Source organism: Pseudomonas monsensis, assembly GCF_014268495.2.
Classification (GTDB): domain Bacteria; phylum Pseudomonadota; class Gammaproteobacteria; order Pseudomonadales; family Pseudomonadaceae; genus Aquipseudomonas; species Aquipseudomonas monsensis.
The window spans coordinates 2831165-2847974 of the sequence record NZ_CP077087.1 but is presented as its reverse complement, the minus strand read 5'-3'; the positions used below and the strand labels follow the sequence as shown (position 1 = coordinate 2847974).

Genomic DNA, 16810 nt, shown 5'->3' with positions numbered 1-16810 from the left:
GCAGCCGTGCAGCCCTTGATATACGCGGACTCCGGGCCTCTGCATCAGAATTTTATCTTCACATCCCAGCTTAATAATATTTTACCGATCCCCCCCTCCTCCCTAGTCTGACCGCAAGCAAAACGGACAAGCCAACAGCGCCCGAATCCCACTGCCTTGCTAGGAAGGATGTAGAGATGACCACTGAAATAATAAAAACAGACACGCTGATCGTGGGTGCCGGCCAGGCGGGCGTAGCCATGAGCGAGCACCTGAGCAAACTCGGTGTGCCGCACCTGGTGCTGGAGCGCAATCGCATTGCCGAACGCTGGCGCACCGGGCGTTGGGATTCGCTGGTGGCCAACGGTCCGGCGTGGCACGACCGCTTCCCGGGGCTGGAATTCGATGACGTCGATCCCGACGGTTTCGCCCCCAAAGAGCGCGTAGCCGATTACTTCGAAGCCTACGCGAAGAAATTCAACGCGCCGATCCGCACCGGTGTGGAGGTAAAAAGCGTGGTGCGCAATGTCGGTCGTCCGGGCTTCACCGTCCAGACCTCTGAAGGCGTCATCGAAGCCAGCCGTGTTGTCGCCGCAACCGGCCCGTTTCAGACGCCAGTGATCCCGGCGATTGCGCCCAAAGACGCGCGTCTGCTGCAGATTCACTCCGCGGATTACCGCAATCCAGAGCAATTGCCGGCAGGCGCCGTGCTGGTGGTCGGCGCCGGTTCGTCGGGCGTGCAGATCGCCGATGAACTGCAACGCGCCGGCAAGCAGGTGTACCTCTCGGTCGGCGCCCACGACCGCCCGCCTCGCGCCTACCGCAACCGTGATTTTTGCTGGTGGCTGGGCGTGCTCGGCGAGTGGGATCAGGCGGCAATGAAACCGGGGCGCGAGCACGTGACCATCGCGGTCAGTGGTGCTCATGGCGGGCGCACCATCGACTTCCGTGGCCTGGCCCATCGCGGCATGACGCTGGTCGGCGTCACCGAGTCGTTCAACAACGGCGTGGTGAGCTTCAAGCAGGACCTGATCGACAACCTCAAGCGCGGCGACGAAAACTATCTGGCGCTGCTCGACGCGGCCGACGCCTACATCGAGCGCAATGGCCTGGACCTGCCGGAAGAACCCGAGGCGCGGGAAACCTTTGCGGACCCCGAGTGCGTGAAACACCCACTGGCCGATCTGGACCTGGTCAAGGCCGGGGTCACGTCGATCATCTGGGCCACCGGGTTCGCCGTGGATTATTCGTGGCTGCAAGTCGCGGCGTTCGATGACAAAGGCAAGCCCGTGCATCAGCGCGGTGTGTCCAGCGAGCCGGGGGTGTATTTCCTCGGTCTGCCGTGGCAGTCACGGCGTGGTTCCTCGTTCATCTGGGGCGTGTGGCACGACGCCAAACACGTCGCCGATCACATCGCCACCCAGCGCAAGTACCTCGACTATCGCGATGCCGAGCAGCGTGAAGCCGCCCTGCATTCGAACGCACACAGCAAAGCCGCCGACACCGTCGACGCCTGATTCCCCTTTTCCACCGGCGCCGGTGCGCCGGGCCTTTATTCGTCAGGAGCCTCACATGAGCCAGCCCACTCACACCCGCATTCGCATGTTCAACACCAAAGACACCTACCCCAACCAGACGCTCGACAACGACCTGTGTCAGGCCGTGCGTGCCGGCAACACCGTGTATGTGCGCGGTCAGGTCGGTACTGATTTCGATGGCAACCTGGTCGGCCTGGGTGATCCCCGTGCGCAGGCCGAACAAGCCATGCGCAACGTCAAGCAACTGCTGGAAGAAGCCGGCAGCGACATGAGCCATATCGTCAAGACAACCACCTACCTGATCGACCCGCGTTATCGCGAGCCGGTGTATCAGGAGGTCGGCAAGTGGCTCAAAGGTGTGTTCCCGATTTCCACCGGGCTGGTGGTGTCGGCGCTGGGTCAACCGCAGTGGTTGATGGAGATTGATGTGGTTGCAGTGATTCCTGAGTAAGGCATCACACCGAGTCGCGGCTATCGCTGGCAAGCCAGCTCCCACAGGGTTTGGGGTTGTTTGAAAGCTTCCTGATCGACCCGATACGTTTGGGAGCTGGCAAGCCTGCGATGAGGCCTTCAAGGACAACATCTTCCTGGAAAGGAGCAAGCAAATGACCTTCTCTATTGCCGCCCGCTGCCCCGAAACCGGCCAGTTCGGCGTCGCCATCAGTTCCTCCAGCATCGCCGTCGGCGCGCGCTGCCCGTGGCTGTTGCCCGGTGTGGGCGCGGTGTCGAGCCAGAACATCACCCTGCCCTCCCTCGGTCCGGAGGTGCTCGCGCTGATGGAGCAAGGCCTGGCTCCCGACGCGGCACTGGACCAGGTGCTCACGCGCAACGGCTACAGCCAGTACCGCCAGATCACCGCCATCAACCACCTCGGCCAGACCGCGCATTTCAGCGGTTCGCAGACCCTTGGTGTACATAACGCAGTGGTCGGCGAGCAATGCGTGGCCGCCGGCAACATGCTCGCCGGGCGCTCGGTGATCGAAGCGATGGTCAGCGCCTTCGAAGACAGCGAAGGCCAACTGGCCGACCGCTTGCTCAGAGCCCTGCACGCCGCCCAGGCCCTCGGTGGCGAAGCCGGTCCCGTGCACTCCGCCGCCGTGGTGGTGGTCGGCGAACAGACCTGGCCGATCGTCAACCTGCGCGTCGACTGGGCCGATGAAAACCCGATCGGTCAGTTGCAAACGCTGTGGGACGCCTACCGCCCGCAGTTGCAGGACTACATCGACCGCGCCCTCGATCCGGCCAAGGCACCGGGCTACGGCGTTGCCGGTGACGACCGATGAACAGCGTCGAGTTGCTCGAAGTGCTGGTGGGGTTCGACACCACCAGCCGTGAATCCAACTTGCAACTGATCGAGTTCGTGCGCGATTACCTCGCCCGATTCGATGTGCCCTGCGCGCTGATCTACAACGACGAACGCAGCAAGGCCAATCTGTTCGCCACGATCGGCCCGGTGGATCAACCGGGCATCGTGCTGTCCGGGCATACCGATGTGGTGCCGGTCGATGGCCAGCCATGGACACTGCCACCGTTCGAACTCACTGAGCGCGACGGCAAGCTGTTCGGGCGCGGCACCGCCGACATGAAGGGCTACATTGCCTGCGTACTGGCCCTGGTGCCGGCGCTGGTGAACGCGTCATTGCGCAGGCCGGTGCACATCGCCCTGTCCTACGATGAAGAAGTCGGCTGCCTCGGCGTGCGTTCGCTGCTCAAGGTGCTGCAACAGCGCCCGATCAAACCGCTGCTGTGCATCATCGGCGAACCCACCGAACTGAAACCGGTGCTCGGCCACAAGGGCAAACTGGCGATGCGTTGCGAGGTGCACGGCCATCCGTGCCATTCGGCCTATGCGCCGCTCGGGGTCAACGCCATCGAATACGCCGCCGAACTGATCGGCGAACTGGGTCGCCTCGGCCAGCAACTGAAAGCGCCGGCGCATCATGACCCGCGTTTCGACCCGCCCTACAGCACCGTGCAAACCGGGGTGATCAGCGGCGGCAAGGCCCTGAACATCGTGCCCGCCGATTGCCGCTTCGATTTCGAGATCCGCGCCCTGCCCTCGCAGGATCCGGCCTTGGTCGCCGCGGCACTGAAAACCTACGCCGAACGCGAAGTGCTGCCGCGCATGCGGGCGGTCAGCGCGCAGAGTGATATCCGCTTCAGCGAGTTGTCGGCATATCCGGGCCTGGCCACCGCTGCGCAGAGCCAGGCAGCCGAGTTGATTGCGTCATTCTGCGGCTCTGCGGCGTTCGGCACCGTGGCGTTTGGCACCGAAGGGGGCTTGTTCGATGCGGTGGGGATACCCACGGTGGTCTGTGGCCCCGGCAGCATGGATCAGGGCCATAAACCGGACGAGTTCGTCAGCCTCGATCAGTTGCAGGCTTGCGATGACATGCTGCAACGGATGCTTGCCTCGATCAGCGTCTGAAAACCGGCTCGGCGGCCCTCACGGGTACAGCCGGGCCAACTCTTCGCGGCAATGATCGACAAACAACTGCACCGGTTTGGTCAGTTGCACCCGCCGCAGCCACGCGGCCGACAGCCCCGAGCCGGTCACGGTTTCCGCCAGCGGCACACACACCACTTGCTGACCGTCATAGGTGTAGTCGCTGAACGGCTTGGTCACCAGAATCGAGAAGCCGAATCCATTGCCGACCATGCCGCGCACCATCTCGATCGACGGTGAGCTGAAGACGATATTCGGCGTCAGTCCGCGTTCTTCGAAAATGCTCACGAAGTAGGTTCGGCTCGGCACCACATCGAGCAAAATCATCGGTTCCAGCACCAGATCGTGCAGCGAGACTTTCGCCTGTTGCGCAAAGCGATGGCTGGCCGGCAACAAGGCGTAAGGCTGTTGCGGCGGCATCAGCGGCGTGGTTTCGATGGTGCTGTCGAGATCGTGTTCGAACATCATCGCCACGTCGATACTGCCGGCGGTCAATGCCTGCACCAGCTCCTGCTGCTCGCCATCGCGTATGCGGATTTCCACTCCCGGCCAGCGTGCCTTGAAACCGGCGATCAGGCGCGGCAGGTAGAGCGGTGCGACGGTTTCGAAACAGCCGATATCAATCTGCCCCGCCACCACATCGTTATCGGCCAGGGCGTTCTGCTCGAACTCATGGGCCACCCGCAACAGCTCCAGCGCCTTGCGATAGAACCGTGAGCCGCTGGGCGTCAGGGAAACACCCTGGGCGTGATGGCGGATGAACAGCTGCACACCGAAACTTTCTTCCAGGTGTTTGATCGCGGTCGAGACCGACGGTTGCGCGATGTAGAGCTTGCGCGAAGCTTCGGCAACGCTGCCGCAATCGGCGGTGGTGACGAAGTATTTGAGCTGGCGCAGGTTGTAGGCAGCCATGAGCACCTCCGGTGAAATAAGTCTGGCAGTACTTTTGTGGCGAGGGCTTCATCCCCCTTTGAAGGCGCAGCAGTCCCCTGCTTTTTTAGATCAAAAGAGGGGCCGCTTCGCAGCCCGACGGGGATGAATCCCCTCGCCACGGGACCCGGCAGATCCTGATATGAAAACAGGGTTGACCATACCGGAGCCCCCCACCAGCCGAAGCATATTTTTTTTAAGGTCTGTAGCAACAAACTTACTAATTTATCTATTCCGGGGCTTTGCACATGATCGCTTCAACAAGAATTGCGCCGCCCGTGCCGGCGCTTACCGAAGTACGTCCACGTACTCATCCTTGCCTTGGAGTCCGTCATGGCTACCGTTGCATCCACCTCCGCTCCGCTGATTGAAAAACACACGATAGGATACGTGCCCCCGGAAGATCGCCACGGAAAGGTCAGGGATCTGTTCACGCTCTGGTTCGGCGGCAATATCGCGCCGTTACCCATCGTCACCGGGGCGCTGGGCGTGCAGTTGTTTCACTTGAATCTGGTCTGGGGCATCGTTGCCATCCTCGTCGGCCATCTGGTCGGCGGCGTGCTGATGGCGCTGCACTCGGCGCAGGGCCCGCAAATGGGCATTCCACAGATGATCCAGAGTCGCGCGCAGTTCGGCTCGCTCGGCGCCTTGCTGGTGGTGTTGATCGCCGGCGTGATGTACATCGGTTTCTTCGCCTCCAACATCGTGCTGGCCGGCAAGTCATTACACGGTGTGGTCGACAGCGTGCCGGTGCCGGTCGGCATCGTCATCGGCGCGTTCGGTTCGGGGATCATCGGCATCATCGGCTACCGCTTCATTCACGTGCTCAACCGCATCGGCACCTGGGTGCTGGGGATCGGCATCGTCGTCGGTTTCGGCTACATCTTCACCCATATCCAGACCGATGACTTCCTGACCCGTGGCAGCTTCAACCTCTCCGGCTGGTTGGCCACCGTTTCGCTGGCAGCGCTGTGGCAGATCGCGTTTGCGCCGTACGTGTCCGACTATTCGCGGTACTTGCCGGCCGACGTGAAAGTCTCGTCGACGTTCTGGACGACCTATCTGGGTTCGGCGCTGGGCTCGAGCCTGGCGTTCATCTTCGGTGCCGTTGCCGTACTGGCCACACCGGTAGGCATGGACACCATGGATGCGGTCAAACTCGCCACCGGCTCGATTGGCCCGCTGATGCTGGTGCTGTTCCTGCTCAGCGTGATCAGCCATAACGCGCTCAACCTGTATGGCGCGGTGCTGTCGCTGATTACCCTGGTGCAAACCTTCGCCTACCGCTGGATCCCGACCGCCAAGAGCCGGGCAGTGATTTCGATCATCGTGTTGCTGGCCTGCTGCTTCGCCGCCGTCGGCGCGTCGAAGGACTTTATCGGGCACTTCGTCGACATGGTCCTGGTGTTGCTGGTGGTGTTGGTCCCGTGGACGGCGATCAACCTGATCGACTTCTACGCCATCCACAAAGGCCAGTACGACATCCAGTCGATCTTCCAGGTCGATGGCGGCATCTACGGCCGCTACAACCCGCAAGCATTGCTGGCATACGCGATCGGCATCGCCGTGCAGATCCCGTTCATGAACACGCCGCTGTACGTCGGCCCGGTGTCGGCGCATATCAACGGAGCAGACCTGTCATGGCTGGTGGGCTTGCTGGTGACGTCACCGCTGTATTTCTGGCTGGCCAATCGCGACACGGCCTACCGTCGGCGCATGACCAGCGGCAAACTGGCGAGCAGTCTGTGAGATTGTCCCGATAGCCTAAAAAAAGGCCCGCCTCGTGCGGGCCTTCTGCATGGCGCTGTGGTATTTCTTTGAGTCCGACGATGACGGAACAAGGACCGCCAATGCTGCGAATACTCGGCAAAGCCTCATCAATCAACGTGCGCAAAGTGCTGTGGACCTGTGCTGAACTGCAACTGCCGTTCGATCGTGAAGACTGGGGTTCGGGATTCCAGGCGACCCACACACCTGAGTTTCTCGCGCTGAATCCATGCGCCATGGTGCCGGTGATTCAGGACGGTGATTTCACGTTGTGGGAATCGAACACGATCATTCGTTATCTGGTGGCCAATTACCCCGGCGCAGACCTCTACCCCACCGAGCCACGCGCCCGCGCGCGCGTCGATCAGTGGATCGACTGGCAGGCCTCGGAGCTGAACCGCTCATGGTCGTACGCCTTCACTTCCCTGGTGCGCCGCTCGCCGGATTATCAGGACAGCGCCGCATTGGCCCGCGGAATCGAACAGTGGTCGAAGAACATGGACATCCTCAACCGGCAACTGGAGAAAACCGGCGCGTATGTCAGCGGCGAGCGTTTTTCGCTGGCGGATATTCCCATCGGGCTGTCGGTGAATCGCTGGTTTGAAACGCCACTCGGACACCCGGACTATCCTGCCGTCAGGACGTATTACGAACGTCTGAGCCAACGCGAAGGCTTCCGTCTCTACGGCAGAAACGGCACGCCGTGACACAAAGTGTCAATTACCCTTCTGCGCGCACCACCCCACGCTCTTCCAGCAAGCGCACAAACATGCTCAAGCTACGCGACACCGTGCCCCGGCGCCACACCAGCCACGTCGTCAAGTAACGAAAATCCGCCGCCAGTGGCCAGACACTGACCGTGGCGCTGCCGGGCATGCTCTGCAACATTTTGCGTGGCATCAGCGCCAGCCCGGCACCGGCGCTGACGCAGGCGAGCATGCCGTGGTAGGACTCCATCTCGAAAATCTTGCCTGGCACGGCAGCGTCGGTGCTGAACCATTTTTCGAAGTGGTGCCGATAAGAGCAGTTGGAACGGAAGGCATAGATATTCTCGCCATTCACATCTGCCGCACGCTGCACCGGTGCGTGATTGAGCGGTGCAATGACGACCATTTCTTCCTCGAACGCCGGCACGCCTTCCAGCGCCGGGTGCAGCACCGGGCCATCGACGAACGCGGCCGCCAGGCGCCCGGAGAGCACGCCGTCAATCATCGTCCCGGACGGGCCGGTCGACAGGTCCAGATCAACCTTGGGATGCAACTGGTTGTACGCCGCCAGCAGCTGCGGGATGCGCACCGCCGCCGTGCTTTCCAGCGACCCCAGCGGAAACGCGCCCTGCGGTTCTTCACCCGCAACGGTGGCCCGCGCTTCCTGCACCAGGTCGAGTATGCGCCGCGCGTACTCGAGAAAACTCCAGCCGGCCGGTGACAGGCGCAATCGGCTTTTCTCGCGAATAAACAGATCGACGCCCAGATCCTGCTCCAGCTGTTTGATTCGTGTGGTCAGGTTCGACGGCACGCGATGGATCTGCGCCGCGGCGGCGCTGATGCTGCCGTGCTCGGCAACGGCCTTGAAGATTTCCAGCTGCACCAGATCCACAGTCATTCTCCAATCGTGAAAGAAACGATCTTTATTATTCAGTTTCCAGAAAACAAACACCAGCCTACTCTGGGCCCATCCACTGAACTCGCAGGAGCCAGCCATGAGCCAGATTTCCAGCCAGACCCACGCCATCTCGATCAACCCCGCCACCGGCGAGCAGATCGGTCACTACGCCTTTGAATCAGCCGAGGCCCTCGACGCTGCGCTGACCCGCGCCGCGTTCGGTTTCTCGAAGTGGAAACGCAAGCCGCTGCAAGACCGCTCCCGTGCCCTGAGCGCATTGGCCGGTGCCCTGCGTGACAGCGCCGAAGCCATGGCCACCATGATCACTCTGGAAATGGGCAAGCCCATTGCCCAGGCCCGTGGCGAAATCGAAAAATGCGCCAGGCTCTGCGAGTGGTACGCCGAACACGGCCCGGCCATGCTCGACGCCGAGCCGACCCAGGTGGAAGGCGGCAAAGCGCGAATCGAGTACCGCCCGCTCGGCCCGATTCTCGCTGTGATGCCGTGGAACTTCCCGATCTGGCAAGTGCTGCGCGGTGCAGTGCCGGCGCTGATCGCCGGCAACACCTACGTGCTCAAGCATGCGCCGAACGTGATGGGCAGCGCTTACCTGCTGCGCGATGCTTTCAACAACGCCGGCTTCGCTGAGGGCGTATTTGAAGTGCTCAACGTCACCCCGGAAGGCGTTTCGACCGCCATCGCCGACCCGCGCATCGCCGCCGTGACCCTGACCGGCAGCGTCCGCGCCGGCATGGCCATCGGTGCTCAGGCCGGTGCTGCGCTGAAAAAATGCGTGCTGGAGCTGGGCGGTTCCGACCCGTTCATCGTGCTCAATGACGCCGATCTCGACGAAGCCGTTCAAGCTGCCGTCATCGGTCGTTACCAGAACTCCGGCCAAGTGTGCGCTGCGGCCAAGCGCCTGATCATCGAAGAAGGTGTGGTCGAGGAATTCACCCGCAAATTCGTCGAAGCGACGCGCAAGCTGAAGGTCGGCGATCCGTTGTCCGCCGACACCTACATCGGCCCGATGGCACGTTTCGACCTGCGTGACGAACTTGATCAGCAAGTGCGCGACACCCTCGAAGAAGGCGCCACGCTCCTCCTCGGCGGCAGCAAGGCCGAAGGTCCGGGCAACTATTACGAGCCGACCGTGCTGGCCGATGTCACTGACCGCATGACCTCGTTCAAACAGGAACTGTTCGGCCCGGTGGCGTCGATCATCACCGCCCGCGATTGCGCGCATGCGGTGGCCCTGGCCAACGACAGCGAGTTCGGCCTGACCGCGACGATCTACACCGCTAACGTACAACTGGCCCAGCAACTGACCAGCGAGCTGGAGACCGGCGGCGTGTTCATCAACGGCTACTCCGCCAGCGACCCGCGCGTGACCTTCGGCGGCGTGAAAAAAAGCGGTTTCGGCCGCGAACTGTCGCACTTCGGCGTACGCGAATTCTGCAACGCGCAAACCGTGTGGCTGGATCGCAAATAATCGCTGATCCCAGGCGTTACCCATCTCCCTGCAGGCCTGCGCCTGCACGGGTTTTGCGGGAGCGACCGCAGCCACAAGCGTTGGCTGTCATGTCGCGACCTGCTGCGCTTCCGTGACAGTCAGCCCCTTGCTCAACAACCCCAGCACCACCGCCGCCGAGACCAGAGTAATCAACGTGAGGATGTGCAACAGATATTGAAACGCCGACGCATACCCGTCCACCAGACGTTCCTTTGTCAGCCCCGCAACGGTGTTGATTGCATGGCCCCTATCGCCGGTGGTGACCCGGTGTGCGGTCTCGGCAATCAGCGCCGCATCGACACTGCCTGCCACTGCATTTGTCAGATCGGTTTGCAACAGCGAGGTCAGCACTGCGGCGACAACCGCCAGCGCAATGCCCTCACCCGCCACTCGCACAGTGTTGAAGATCCCCGCCGCCATCCCAGCGCGCGCTTTCGGTACAACGCTGACCGACAAACCATCCATCAAGCCCCACGGTAAACCGGTGCCAATCCCGATCAACACCATCGCCATGACCAAGGCGGATTTCGGTTCGCCGATGTTGTACAGACTCAACGCGTGCAACCCTGATGCAGCGATCAGAAAACCAATCCCCGACAAGATCCCCGCCGAAACAAACCGGGTCATCGACGCCGCCAGCATCGGCACCACCAGCATCGGTGCCGACAGCGCCAGCAACAGCAGGCCGGCGTCGATTTCGCTCAAGCCTTCCACGCCGATAAAACGCAATGGCAGCATCACCACCAACACGATGTAGCAAAAGCAGGTGCCGATCGGCAGCATCTGTACGCCGATAAAGCGCGGAAAACCAAACAGGGTCAGATCGAGCATCGGGTGTTTGACGCGCATTTCGATCATCACGAACGCCGCCAACAACAATGCCGATGCACTCAGCAGACCAACCACCAGCGGGCTGCCCCAACCGCTTTCCGGGGCCTGAATCACGCCGAAGGTGAACAACGCCAGCATCGTGCTGAAGCTGATCGTGCCCGGCCAATCCAGCCCCATGGCATCCGGGTTACGACTTTCGCGCATGCGTGGCAGGCCGAAGACCATGGCGATCACCCCGATCAACGCGGTAAAGACAAAAATTGCCCGCCAGTTGAATGCCTCGATCAACGCGCCAGCCACCAAAGGCCCGAACGCCAGACCGATACCGAACGTGGTGCCGAGGACGCTGTACGCACGGGTCCGCGCATGGCCTTCGAACTCTTGCGCCAACGACGCCGAACCACTGGCCAACGCCGCCGCCCCCGCCACACCTTGAACGCCGCGCAGCACGTCCAGCCAGAACACCGAAGGCGCCAGGCTTTGCGCAATCGAGGCGCCAGTGAACAGCAGCATGCCGAAGGTGAACAAGCGTTTACGCCCATAGACATCGGCCAACGCCCCCGCTGCCATCAACAAGCTGCCGAACGACAACATGAAGGCATTGGTGATCCACGTCAGCGCGACGGGGCTGCCGCCCAAATCACGGCCAATGGCGGGGGTTGCCACCGCGCCACCGGTAAAACTCAAGGGCAATACCAGTGCCGACAGGCAGACGGCCGCGAGGATCAACCGCTTGTTACGCGCTCCTTGCAGTTGAGTGACAGGTGTCATGAACTCTTCCTTTTCAAAAAAATGCCAGGCTGCGACTGTAAGGGCGTGCTACTGATGTGATAATCCCAACAAATTTGCATAGCTTTGTGAAAGGCATTCACAGATGAAATCCCCTTCAGCGGCCGATCTTTCGGTCTTCGTGTGCACCGCGCAGCAGTTGAATTTCAGCAAAGCCGCCATCGAGCTGGGTCTGACGCCTTCGGCCCTGAGCCATTCGGTGAAAGCGCTGGAGAATCGCCTCGGCGTGCGCCTGTTCAATCGTACGACCCGCAGCGTGGCGTTGACCGAGGCTGGAGAGCGCCTGTACGCGCGGCTGAAACCGGCGTTCCGCGACATCGACGATGCTCTCGAAGACCTCAACCATTTTCGCGACAAACCCTCGGGTAACCTGCGTATCACCTCGGGGCGTCAGGCCTGCGAACTGGTGGTGCTGCCGATTGCCAGTGAGTTTTTGCTGGCGTATCCGGACATCCGCCTGGAAGTGGTCGAGAGCGACGCATTACTGGATATCGTTGCCAGTGGCTTTGACGCCGGGGTGCGCTTCGGCGATCGACTGGAGGCGGACATGGTGTCGTTGCCGATTGGCCCGCCCCTGCGTTCGGTGGTGGTCGGTTCACCGGTCTTTTTCCAACGTCATGTGGCGCCGCAAAAACCTGAGGACTTGCATGATTTGCCGTGTATTCGTCATCGGTTCCCCAGCGGGTCGATGTATCGGTGGGAGTTCGAGCACGGCGGTATTGCTCAGGACATCGAAGTCAACGGGCCGCTGACCCTCGGTGATGTCAGCCTGATGGTCGGTCCGGCCTTGCAAGGACTGGGGCTGGCCTATGTGTTCGAAAACATGGTCAGCGAGCACCTGACATCCGGCCGGCTGATTGAAGTGCTGGCTGACTGGTGCCCCTATTACCCGGGGCTGCACCTGTATTACCCAAGCCGCCGGCACGTACCGGCGCCGCTCAAGGCCTTCATCGACTTCGTCCGCGACACCCCGCTCCTGCAGGGGCATGGGGCAAGCGTTCGATGACCGGGGGATCAGCGTCTATAGTCAACGGGTTCCTGCCCTGAAGGCCCGTTGTCCATGGTCAACACCGAACAGCTGATCATCTGCGAGCACTGCGACTGCGTGTACGAGAAAGTCGCCCTCGCCAAACACCAGAAAACCCTGTGCGTACGCTGCGGTGGCGTGTTGCAGCGCTATAACGGTCTGACCGTCGAACAGCGTCTGGCGCTGTCGTTCACCGCGTCGATGCTGTGGCTGTTCGCCAATTTCTATCCGGTGATGAGCATCAGCATGAAGGGCCTGAAAAACAGCGCAACGTTGTGGGACTCGGTCCTGGCGTTGAGTCAGGGGCCGATCACGTTCATGGCGATGGTGGCGGCGATTTCGATCATCATTGCCCCGGCGTTTCAACTGGTGCTGTTGATCTGGGTGTTGAGTTTCGCCCTGTCCTCCCGGCGCGCGCCGGGGTTCAAGGTGTGCATGCGCTGGCTGGAAACGCTGCGCCCGTGGAGCATGCTTGAAGTGTGTCTGCTGGGGGCAATGGTCGCAGTATTCAAACTGGCCGGGCTGCTCGATGTGCTGCCCGGCATCGGTCTGTTCGCGCTGGCCGTGCTGAGCCTGATGATGATCCGCATCGCCGGCCGCGACATTCGTGATCTATGGGACATCCTGTGAAGCGACCACCGACCGCCAGCGAACTCAACCTGTGTCTGTGCCACAGCTGCGGCCTGGCCTGCGACATGACCGACGAGCCGCACGAATGCCCGCGCTGCGAGGCCCCCCTGCATCGACGCAAGAGCAACTCGCTGAACCGCACCTGGGCGTACATGTTCGCCGCGCTGGCGTTTTACGTACCGGCCAACCTGCTGCCGGTGATGAACACGGTGATGCTCGGCAACGGCGCCGACAGCACGATCATGAGTGGCGTGCTGGAGTTCTGGGAGGGGGGCGCGTGGGACATCGCCCTGATCATCTTTATCGCCAGTATCGCAGTGCCGGGGATCAAGTTCGTCGCCCTGACGCTGCTGCTGATCACCGTGCAACGCGATAGTGGCTGGGCGCGCCGTGAGCGCTCGAAGCTGTTCCGTTTCGTCGAGCTGATCGGCTATTGGTCGATGCTCGACGTGCTGGTGGTCGCCCTGGTCGCGGCGCTGGTGAAGTTTCAGGCGCTGGGTGATATCGAGCCACGACCGGGCATCCTGTTTTTCGGCCTGGTCGTGGTGTTCACCATGCTCTCGGCAATGAGCTTCGATCCACGGCTGATCTGGGACAACACCCCGGACGACGAGCCGCTCAGCGACGCAGCACCTCCAGCAACACCTGCAACGGATGGCGCAGCGCCTGATCCGACTGGCGCTTGACCTGGCTGCGGCATGAGTAACCGGTGGCCAGCGCTTCGCCCTTTTGCGCCGGCTCAGCGATCTGCCGTGCCCACGACTGTTCATAAATCACTGCCGACGTTTGCCGGTTGCGCGCCTCATGTCCGTACGTCCCGGACATGCCGCAGCAACCGGTGGCCTGGGTCGCCAGGCTCAAACCCACGCGCTCGAAAACCTGCTCCCACTGCCGGGTCGCCGCCGGCGCATTGGTCTTTTCCGTGCAATGGGCCAACAAACGGAAGGCACCGGCGTTGGCCTGAGGCGTTTGCTGCGGCATGACCTTGAGCAGCCACTCCTGCACCAGCGCCACTTCGGGACAGTGCTCCATGCCCGGCACCTTGAGGTATTCCTGGCGATAGACCAGGGTCATCGCCGGATCGAGGCCCAGCAGCGGCACACCGATATCCGCCAGTTCACGCAATTGACGAGCATTGCGCAGCGCGGCCCGATTGAACGCCGAGAGGAACCCCTGCACATGCAGCGGCTTGCCATTGGCGTTGAACGGCGCCAGGTAAACCTGATAACCGAGGCGTGATATCAGCTCGACCAGATCCGCCAGCAACGGTGCCTCAAAGTAACGGGTGAAGGCATCCTGCACCAACACCACGCTGCGTTCGCGTTGTGCCGGCGTCAGCGCCGACAACGTCGCCGCCGTCGCCGGTTGCACCTGCCAGCGACGCATCGCCGCATGGAAATCGAAGCGGCTGAGCAACGGCACATCGACCATTCCCCCCAGGCGTTCGAGCAGACCGCGAACCAGCGCGGCGCCCATCACACCGTTGTACAGCGCCGGAATCCGCGCCATGTAAGGGATGCTGTATTCCAGCGAGGCGATCAGATAGTCCCGTGCCGGGCGCAGATAACGACTGTGGTACAGCTCCAGAAACCGCGAACGAAACTCCGGCACATTGACCTTCACCGGGCACTGGCCGGCGCAGGACTTGCACGCCAGGCAACCGGCCATGGCGTCGTACACCTCATGGGAAAAATCGGCATCCTGGCTGCGGCTGTTGCGCCAGCGTGTCCACAGGCTGCTGAAAAATGCCGGACGACGGATCGTATCGCAAAGCACATCCACCCCCGCCTCGCCCTGCAAACGCAGCCATTCGCGAATCAGCGATGCACGCCCCTTGGGCGACTGCGCACGTTCACGAGTGGCCTTCCACGACGGGCACATGGCGTCGTCGGGGTCGAAGTTGTAGCAGGCGCCGTTGCCGTTGCAGTGCATCGCCGCACCGTAGTCCTGCCAGACTTTTTCGTCGATCTGCCGATCGAGCTCGCCACGCAACGTGACTTCATCGATTTTCAACAACGCCGCGTCGGTGTTGGCCGGGGTAGCGATCTTGCCCGGGTTGAACTGGTTGAACGGGTCGAATGCCGCCTTCAGCGCCTGCAGGGCCGGATACAGTTCACCGAAGAACGCCGGTGCGTACTCCGAACGCAGGCCCTTGCCGTGCTCGCCCCAGAGCAAGCCGCCATAACGCTGGGTCAGCGCGGCGACGCCATCGGACACCGGGCGCACCCGCGCCGCTTGCTGCGGATCCTTCATGTCGAGGATCGGCCGCACGTGCAGCACGCCGGCATCGACATGGCCGAACATGCCGTACTGCAAACCGTGACTGTCGAGCAGCTCGCGCAGCTCGGCGATGTACTCGGCCAGGTGCTGCGGCGGCACGGCGGTGTCTTCGACAAAGGGTTGCGGGCGTGCCTCACCGGCCACGTTGCCCAGCAGGCCGACCGCACGTTTGCGCATGCCGTAAACCTTGTTCACCGAGGCATGACCGACAGCCAGCGTGTGCCCCAGACGTTCGACGGTGCGGTCGCTGCCCAAGTGCGCGACAAACGCCTCGACTCGGCCCTGCAGCTCATCGGCATCATCGCCGCAAAACTCGACGAGGTTGATCCCCAGCGTCGGCCGCGCGGCACTTTCCGGGAAGTATTCGGCGACGCCGTGCCAGACGATGTCCTGCATCGCCAGCAGCAACACTTTCGAGTCGACGGTTTCGATCGACAGCGGCTTGAGCGCCATCAGTGCCCGTGCATCGCGCAGGGCATCCATGAAACCGGCGTAGCGAATGTTCACCAGCATGGTGTGTTTGGGGATCGGCAACACATTGAGCCTGGCCTCGACCACAAACCCCAACGAGCCTTCAGCGCCGCACAGCACACTATTGAGGTTGAAGCGGTTGTCCGCCTCACGCAGGTGCGCCAGGTCGTAACCGGTGAGGCAGCGATTGAGATCGGGGAAGCGTTCCTTGATCAGCGCGCCCTGTTCATCAATGATCTGCCGCGCGCAGCGATAGACTTCACCGACGCGATCTTCGCGGGCGCACTGGGCAAGCAACTCGCGCTCATCAAGCGGCTGACCGTGCAAATGCTCGCCACCGCGCAGGATCATGTCGAGCTCGAGCACGTGGTCGCGGGTTTTGCCGTAAGTGCAACTGCCCTGGCCGCTGGCGTCGGTGTTAATCATGCCGCCGACGGTGGCGCGGTTGGAGGTCGACAGTTCCGGAGCGAAAAACAGCCCGGCGGACTTCAGTGCCGCGTTGAGCTGATCCTTGACCACCCCGGCCTGTACGCGCACCCAGCGCTCTTCAACGTTGATTTCCAGAATGCGGTTCATGTGCCGCGATAGGTCGACGACGATGCCGTCGGTCAGTGACTGACCGTTGGTGCCGGTGCCGCCGCCACGCGGGGTGATCACCACTTTCCGATAAGCCGGTTCGGCGATCAGTCGCGCGACCCGCGTCACATCCTCGGCGTCCATCGGAAACACCGCCGCTTGCGGCAGGCGCTGATAGATCGAGTTATCAGTGGCGAGCACCACGCGGCTGGCGTAATCGGCGCTGATTTCACCGCGAAAGCCGCTGGCTTTCAGGGCGTTGAGGAACTGCTGGTAATCGGCGGTCAATGCAGTGGCGGGCGACAGCTGGGCAATCATCGGTCAGGAATCTCGGTCAAAATCGGGCCGTGTGGCGGTGAACAGTTGTGCGCAATGAATGATTGCGTCACGCTCCCGCCATCTCATGGTGCTTATGTTCATTGCTTGGCGCC

At 62.0% G+C, this 16810-nt stretch carries 14 protein-coding genes; 10 read left to right on the top strand and 4 right to left on the bottom strand.

Features of this window, described 5'->3' with window-relative positions:
* The first annotated feature begins 176 nt into the window (after positions 1-176).
* The 4 genes from HV782_RS12585 to argE all read left to right on the top strand — a co-directional run bounded on the left by HV782_RS12585 (position 177) and on the right by argE (position 3945).
* Positions 177-1496, top strand: a complete 1320-nt coding sequence (locus HV782_RS12585; RefSeq protein ID WP_186747185.1) for a flavin-containing monooxygenase — start codon at positions 177-179, stop codon at positions 1494-1496.
* 55 nt (positions 1497-1551) lie between these two features.
* Complete coding sequence (locus HV782_RS12580; RefSeq protein WP_123467902.1) at positions 1552-1968, top strand: RidA family protein; 417 nt, start codon at positions 1552-1554, stop codon at positions 1966-1968.
* Positions 1969-2122: 154 nt separating this feature from the next.
* Entirely contained in the window at positions 2123-2800 is a 678-nt protein-coding gene (locus HV782_RS12575) for a DUF1028 domain-containing protein (protein ID WP_123467900.1), read from the top strand.
* Positions 2797-3945 (top strand): acetylornithine deacetylase, encoded by a 1149-nt coding sequence (gene argE, locus HV782_RS12570; RefSeq protein ID WP_128614315.1) that lies wholly within the window; start codon positions 2797-2799, stop codon positions 3943-3945. Before HV782_RS12575 ends, argE begins: the two co-directional genes overlap by 4 nt.
* An 18-nt stretch (positions 3946-3963) precedes the next feature.
* Here the strand turns inward: argE and HV782_RS12565 are convergent, their stop codons facing one another.
* Positions 3964-4875, bottom strand: coding sequence for a LysR family transcriptional regulator (locus HV782_RS12565; protein ID WP_186747187.1), 912 nt, complete (start codon positions 4873-4875; stop codon positions 3964-3966).
* A 351-nt stretch (positions 4876-5226) separates the two neighbouring features.
* Here HV782_RS12565 and HV782_RS12560 point away from each other — a divergent pair, with 351 nt between their 5' ends.
* Together HV782_RS12560 and HV782_RS12555 are read left to right on the top strand one after the other, a co-directional pair.
* Positions 5227-6642 carry a purine-cytosine permease family protein gene (locus HV782_RS12560; protein WP_186747189.1) on the top strand — a complete coding sequence of 472 codons (1416 nt, stop codon included), beginning with the start codon at positions 5227-5229 and terminating at the stop codon, positions 6640-6642.
* A 101-nt stretch (positions 6643-6743) separates the two neighbouring features.
* Positions 6744-7367, top strand: a complete 624-nt coding sequence (locus HV782_RS12555; protein WP_186747191.1) for a glutathione S-transferase family protein — start codon at positions 6744-6746, stop codon at positions 7365-7367.
* A gap of 13 nt (positions 7368-7380) precedes the next feature.
* Here HV782_RS12555 and ptrR read toward each other — a convergent pair whose 3' ends face one another.
* On the bottom strand, positions 7381-8259 hold the full coding sequence (gene ptrR, locus HV782_RS12550) for a putrescine utilization regulator PtrR (protein WP_128614320.1): 879 nt from the start codon (positions 8257-8259) through the stop codon (positions 7381-7383).
* Between the two features lie 103 nt (positions 8260-8362).
* On the opposite strand from ptrR, the gene HV782_RS12545 reads away from it, so the two are divergent.
* Positions 8363-9754 carry an aldehyde dehydrogenase family protein gene (locus HV782_RS12545; RefSeq protein ID WP_186747193.1) on the top strand — a complete coding sequence of 464 codons (1392 nt, stop codon included), beginning with the start codon at positions 8363-8365 and terminating at the stop codon, positions 9752-9754.
* An 87-nt stretch (positions 9755-9841) separates the two neighbouring features.
* On the opposite strand, the gene HV782_RS12540 is transcribed toward HV782_RS12545, so the two are convergent.
* On the bottom strand, positions 9842-11377 hold the full coding sequence (locus tag HV782_RS12540; protein ID WP_186747195.1) for an MFS transporter: 1536 nt from the start codon (positions 11375-11377) through the stop codon (positions 9842-9844).
* A 103-nt stretch (positions 11378-11480) separates the two neighbouring features.
* Between HV782_RS12540 and HV782_RS12535 the strand changes: the two genes are divergently transcribed.
* The 3 genes from HV782_RS12535 to HV782_RS12525 are packed head-to-tail and all read left to right on the top strand — an operon-like array spanning position 11481 to position 13738.
* Positions 11481-12401, top strand: a complete 921-nt coding sequence (locus HV782_RS12535; protein ID WP_128615307.1) for a LysR family transcriptional regulator — start codon at positions 11481-11483, stop codon at positions 12399-12401.
* A gap of 54 nt (positions 12402-12455) precedes the next feature.
* Entirely contained in the window at positions 12456-13052 is a 597-nt protein-coding gene (locus tag HV782_RS12530) for a paraquat-inducible protein A (RefSeq protein WP_123467881.1), read from the top strand.
* Complete coding sequence (locus HV782_RS12525) at positions 13049-13738, top strand: paraquat-inducible protein A (protein WP_123467879.1); 690 nt, start codon at positions 13049-13051, stop codon at positions 13736-13738. The genes HV782_RS12530 and HV782_RS12525 overlap by 4 nt, the downstream gene beginning before the upstream one ends.
* Here HV782_RS12525 and ydiJ read toward each other — a convergent pair.
* Entirely contained in the window at positions 13671-16697 is a 3027-nt protein-coding gene (gene ydiJ, locus HV782_RS12520) for a D-2-hydroxyglutarate dehydrogenase YdiJ (protein WP_186747197.1), read from the bottom strand. The genes HV782_RS12525 and ydiJ overlap by 68 nt on opposite strands.
* Positions 16698-16810 lie beyond the last annotated feature (113 nt).

Coding starts and splice junctions, on each gene's coding strand:
- HV782_RS12545 (WP_186747193.1), top strand. CDS start 8,363: ATGAGCCAGATTTCCAGCCAGACCCACGCCATCTCGATCAACCCCGCC.
- ydiJ (WP_186747197.1), bottom strand. CDS start 16,697: ATGATTGCCCAGCTGTCGCCCGCCACTGCATTGACCGCCGATTACCAG.
- HV782_RS12575 (WP_123467900.1), top strand. CDS start 2,123: ATGACCTTCTCTATTGCCGCCCGCTGCCCCGAAACCGGCCAGTTCGGC.
- HV782_RS12535 (WP_128615307.1), top strand. CDS start 11,481: ATGAAATCCCCTTCAGCGGCCGATCTTTCGGTCTTCGTGTGCACCGCG.
- HV782_RS12555 (WP_186747191.1), top strand. CDS start 6,744: ATGCTGCGAATACTCGGCAAAGCCTCATCAATCAACGTGCGCAAAGTG.
- HV782_RS12560 (WP_186747189.1), top strand. CDS start 5,227: ATGGCTACCGTTGCATCCACCTCCGCTCCGCTGATTGAAAAACACACG.
- HV782_RS12585 (WP_186747185.1), top strand. CDS start 177: ATGACCACTGAAATAATAAAAACAGACACGCTGATCGTGGGTGCCGGC.
- argE (WP_128614315.1), top strand. CDS start 2,797: ATGAACAGCGTCGAGTTGCTCGAAGTGCTGGTGGGGTTCGACACCACC.
- HV782_RS12580 (WP_123467902.1), top strand. CDS start 1,552: ATGAGCCAGCCCACTCACACCCGCATTCGCATGTTCAACACCAAAGAC.
- HV782_RS12530 (WP_123467881.1), top strand. CDS start 12,456: ATGGTCAACACCGAACAGCTGATCATCTGCGAGCACTGCGACTGCGTG.
- HV782_RS12565 (WP_186747187.1), bottom strand. CDS start 4,875: ATGGCTGCCTACAACCTGCGCCAGCTCAAATACTTCGTCACCACCGCC.
- HV782_RS12540 (WP_186747195.1), bottom strand. CDS start 11,377: ATGACACCTGTCACTCAACTGCAAGGAGCGCGTAACAAGCGGTTGATC.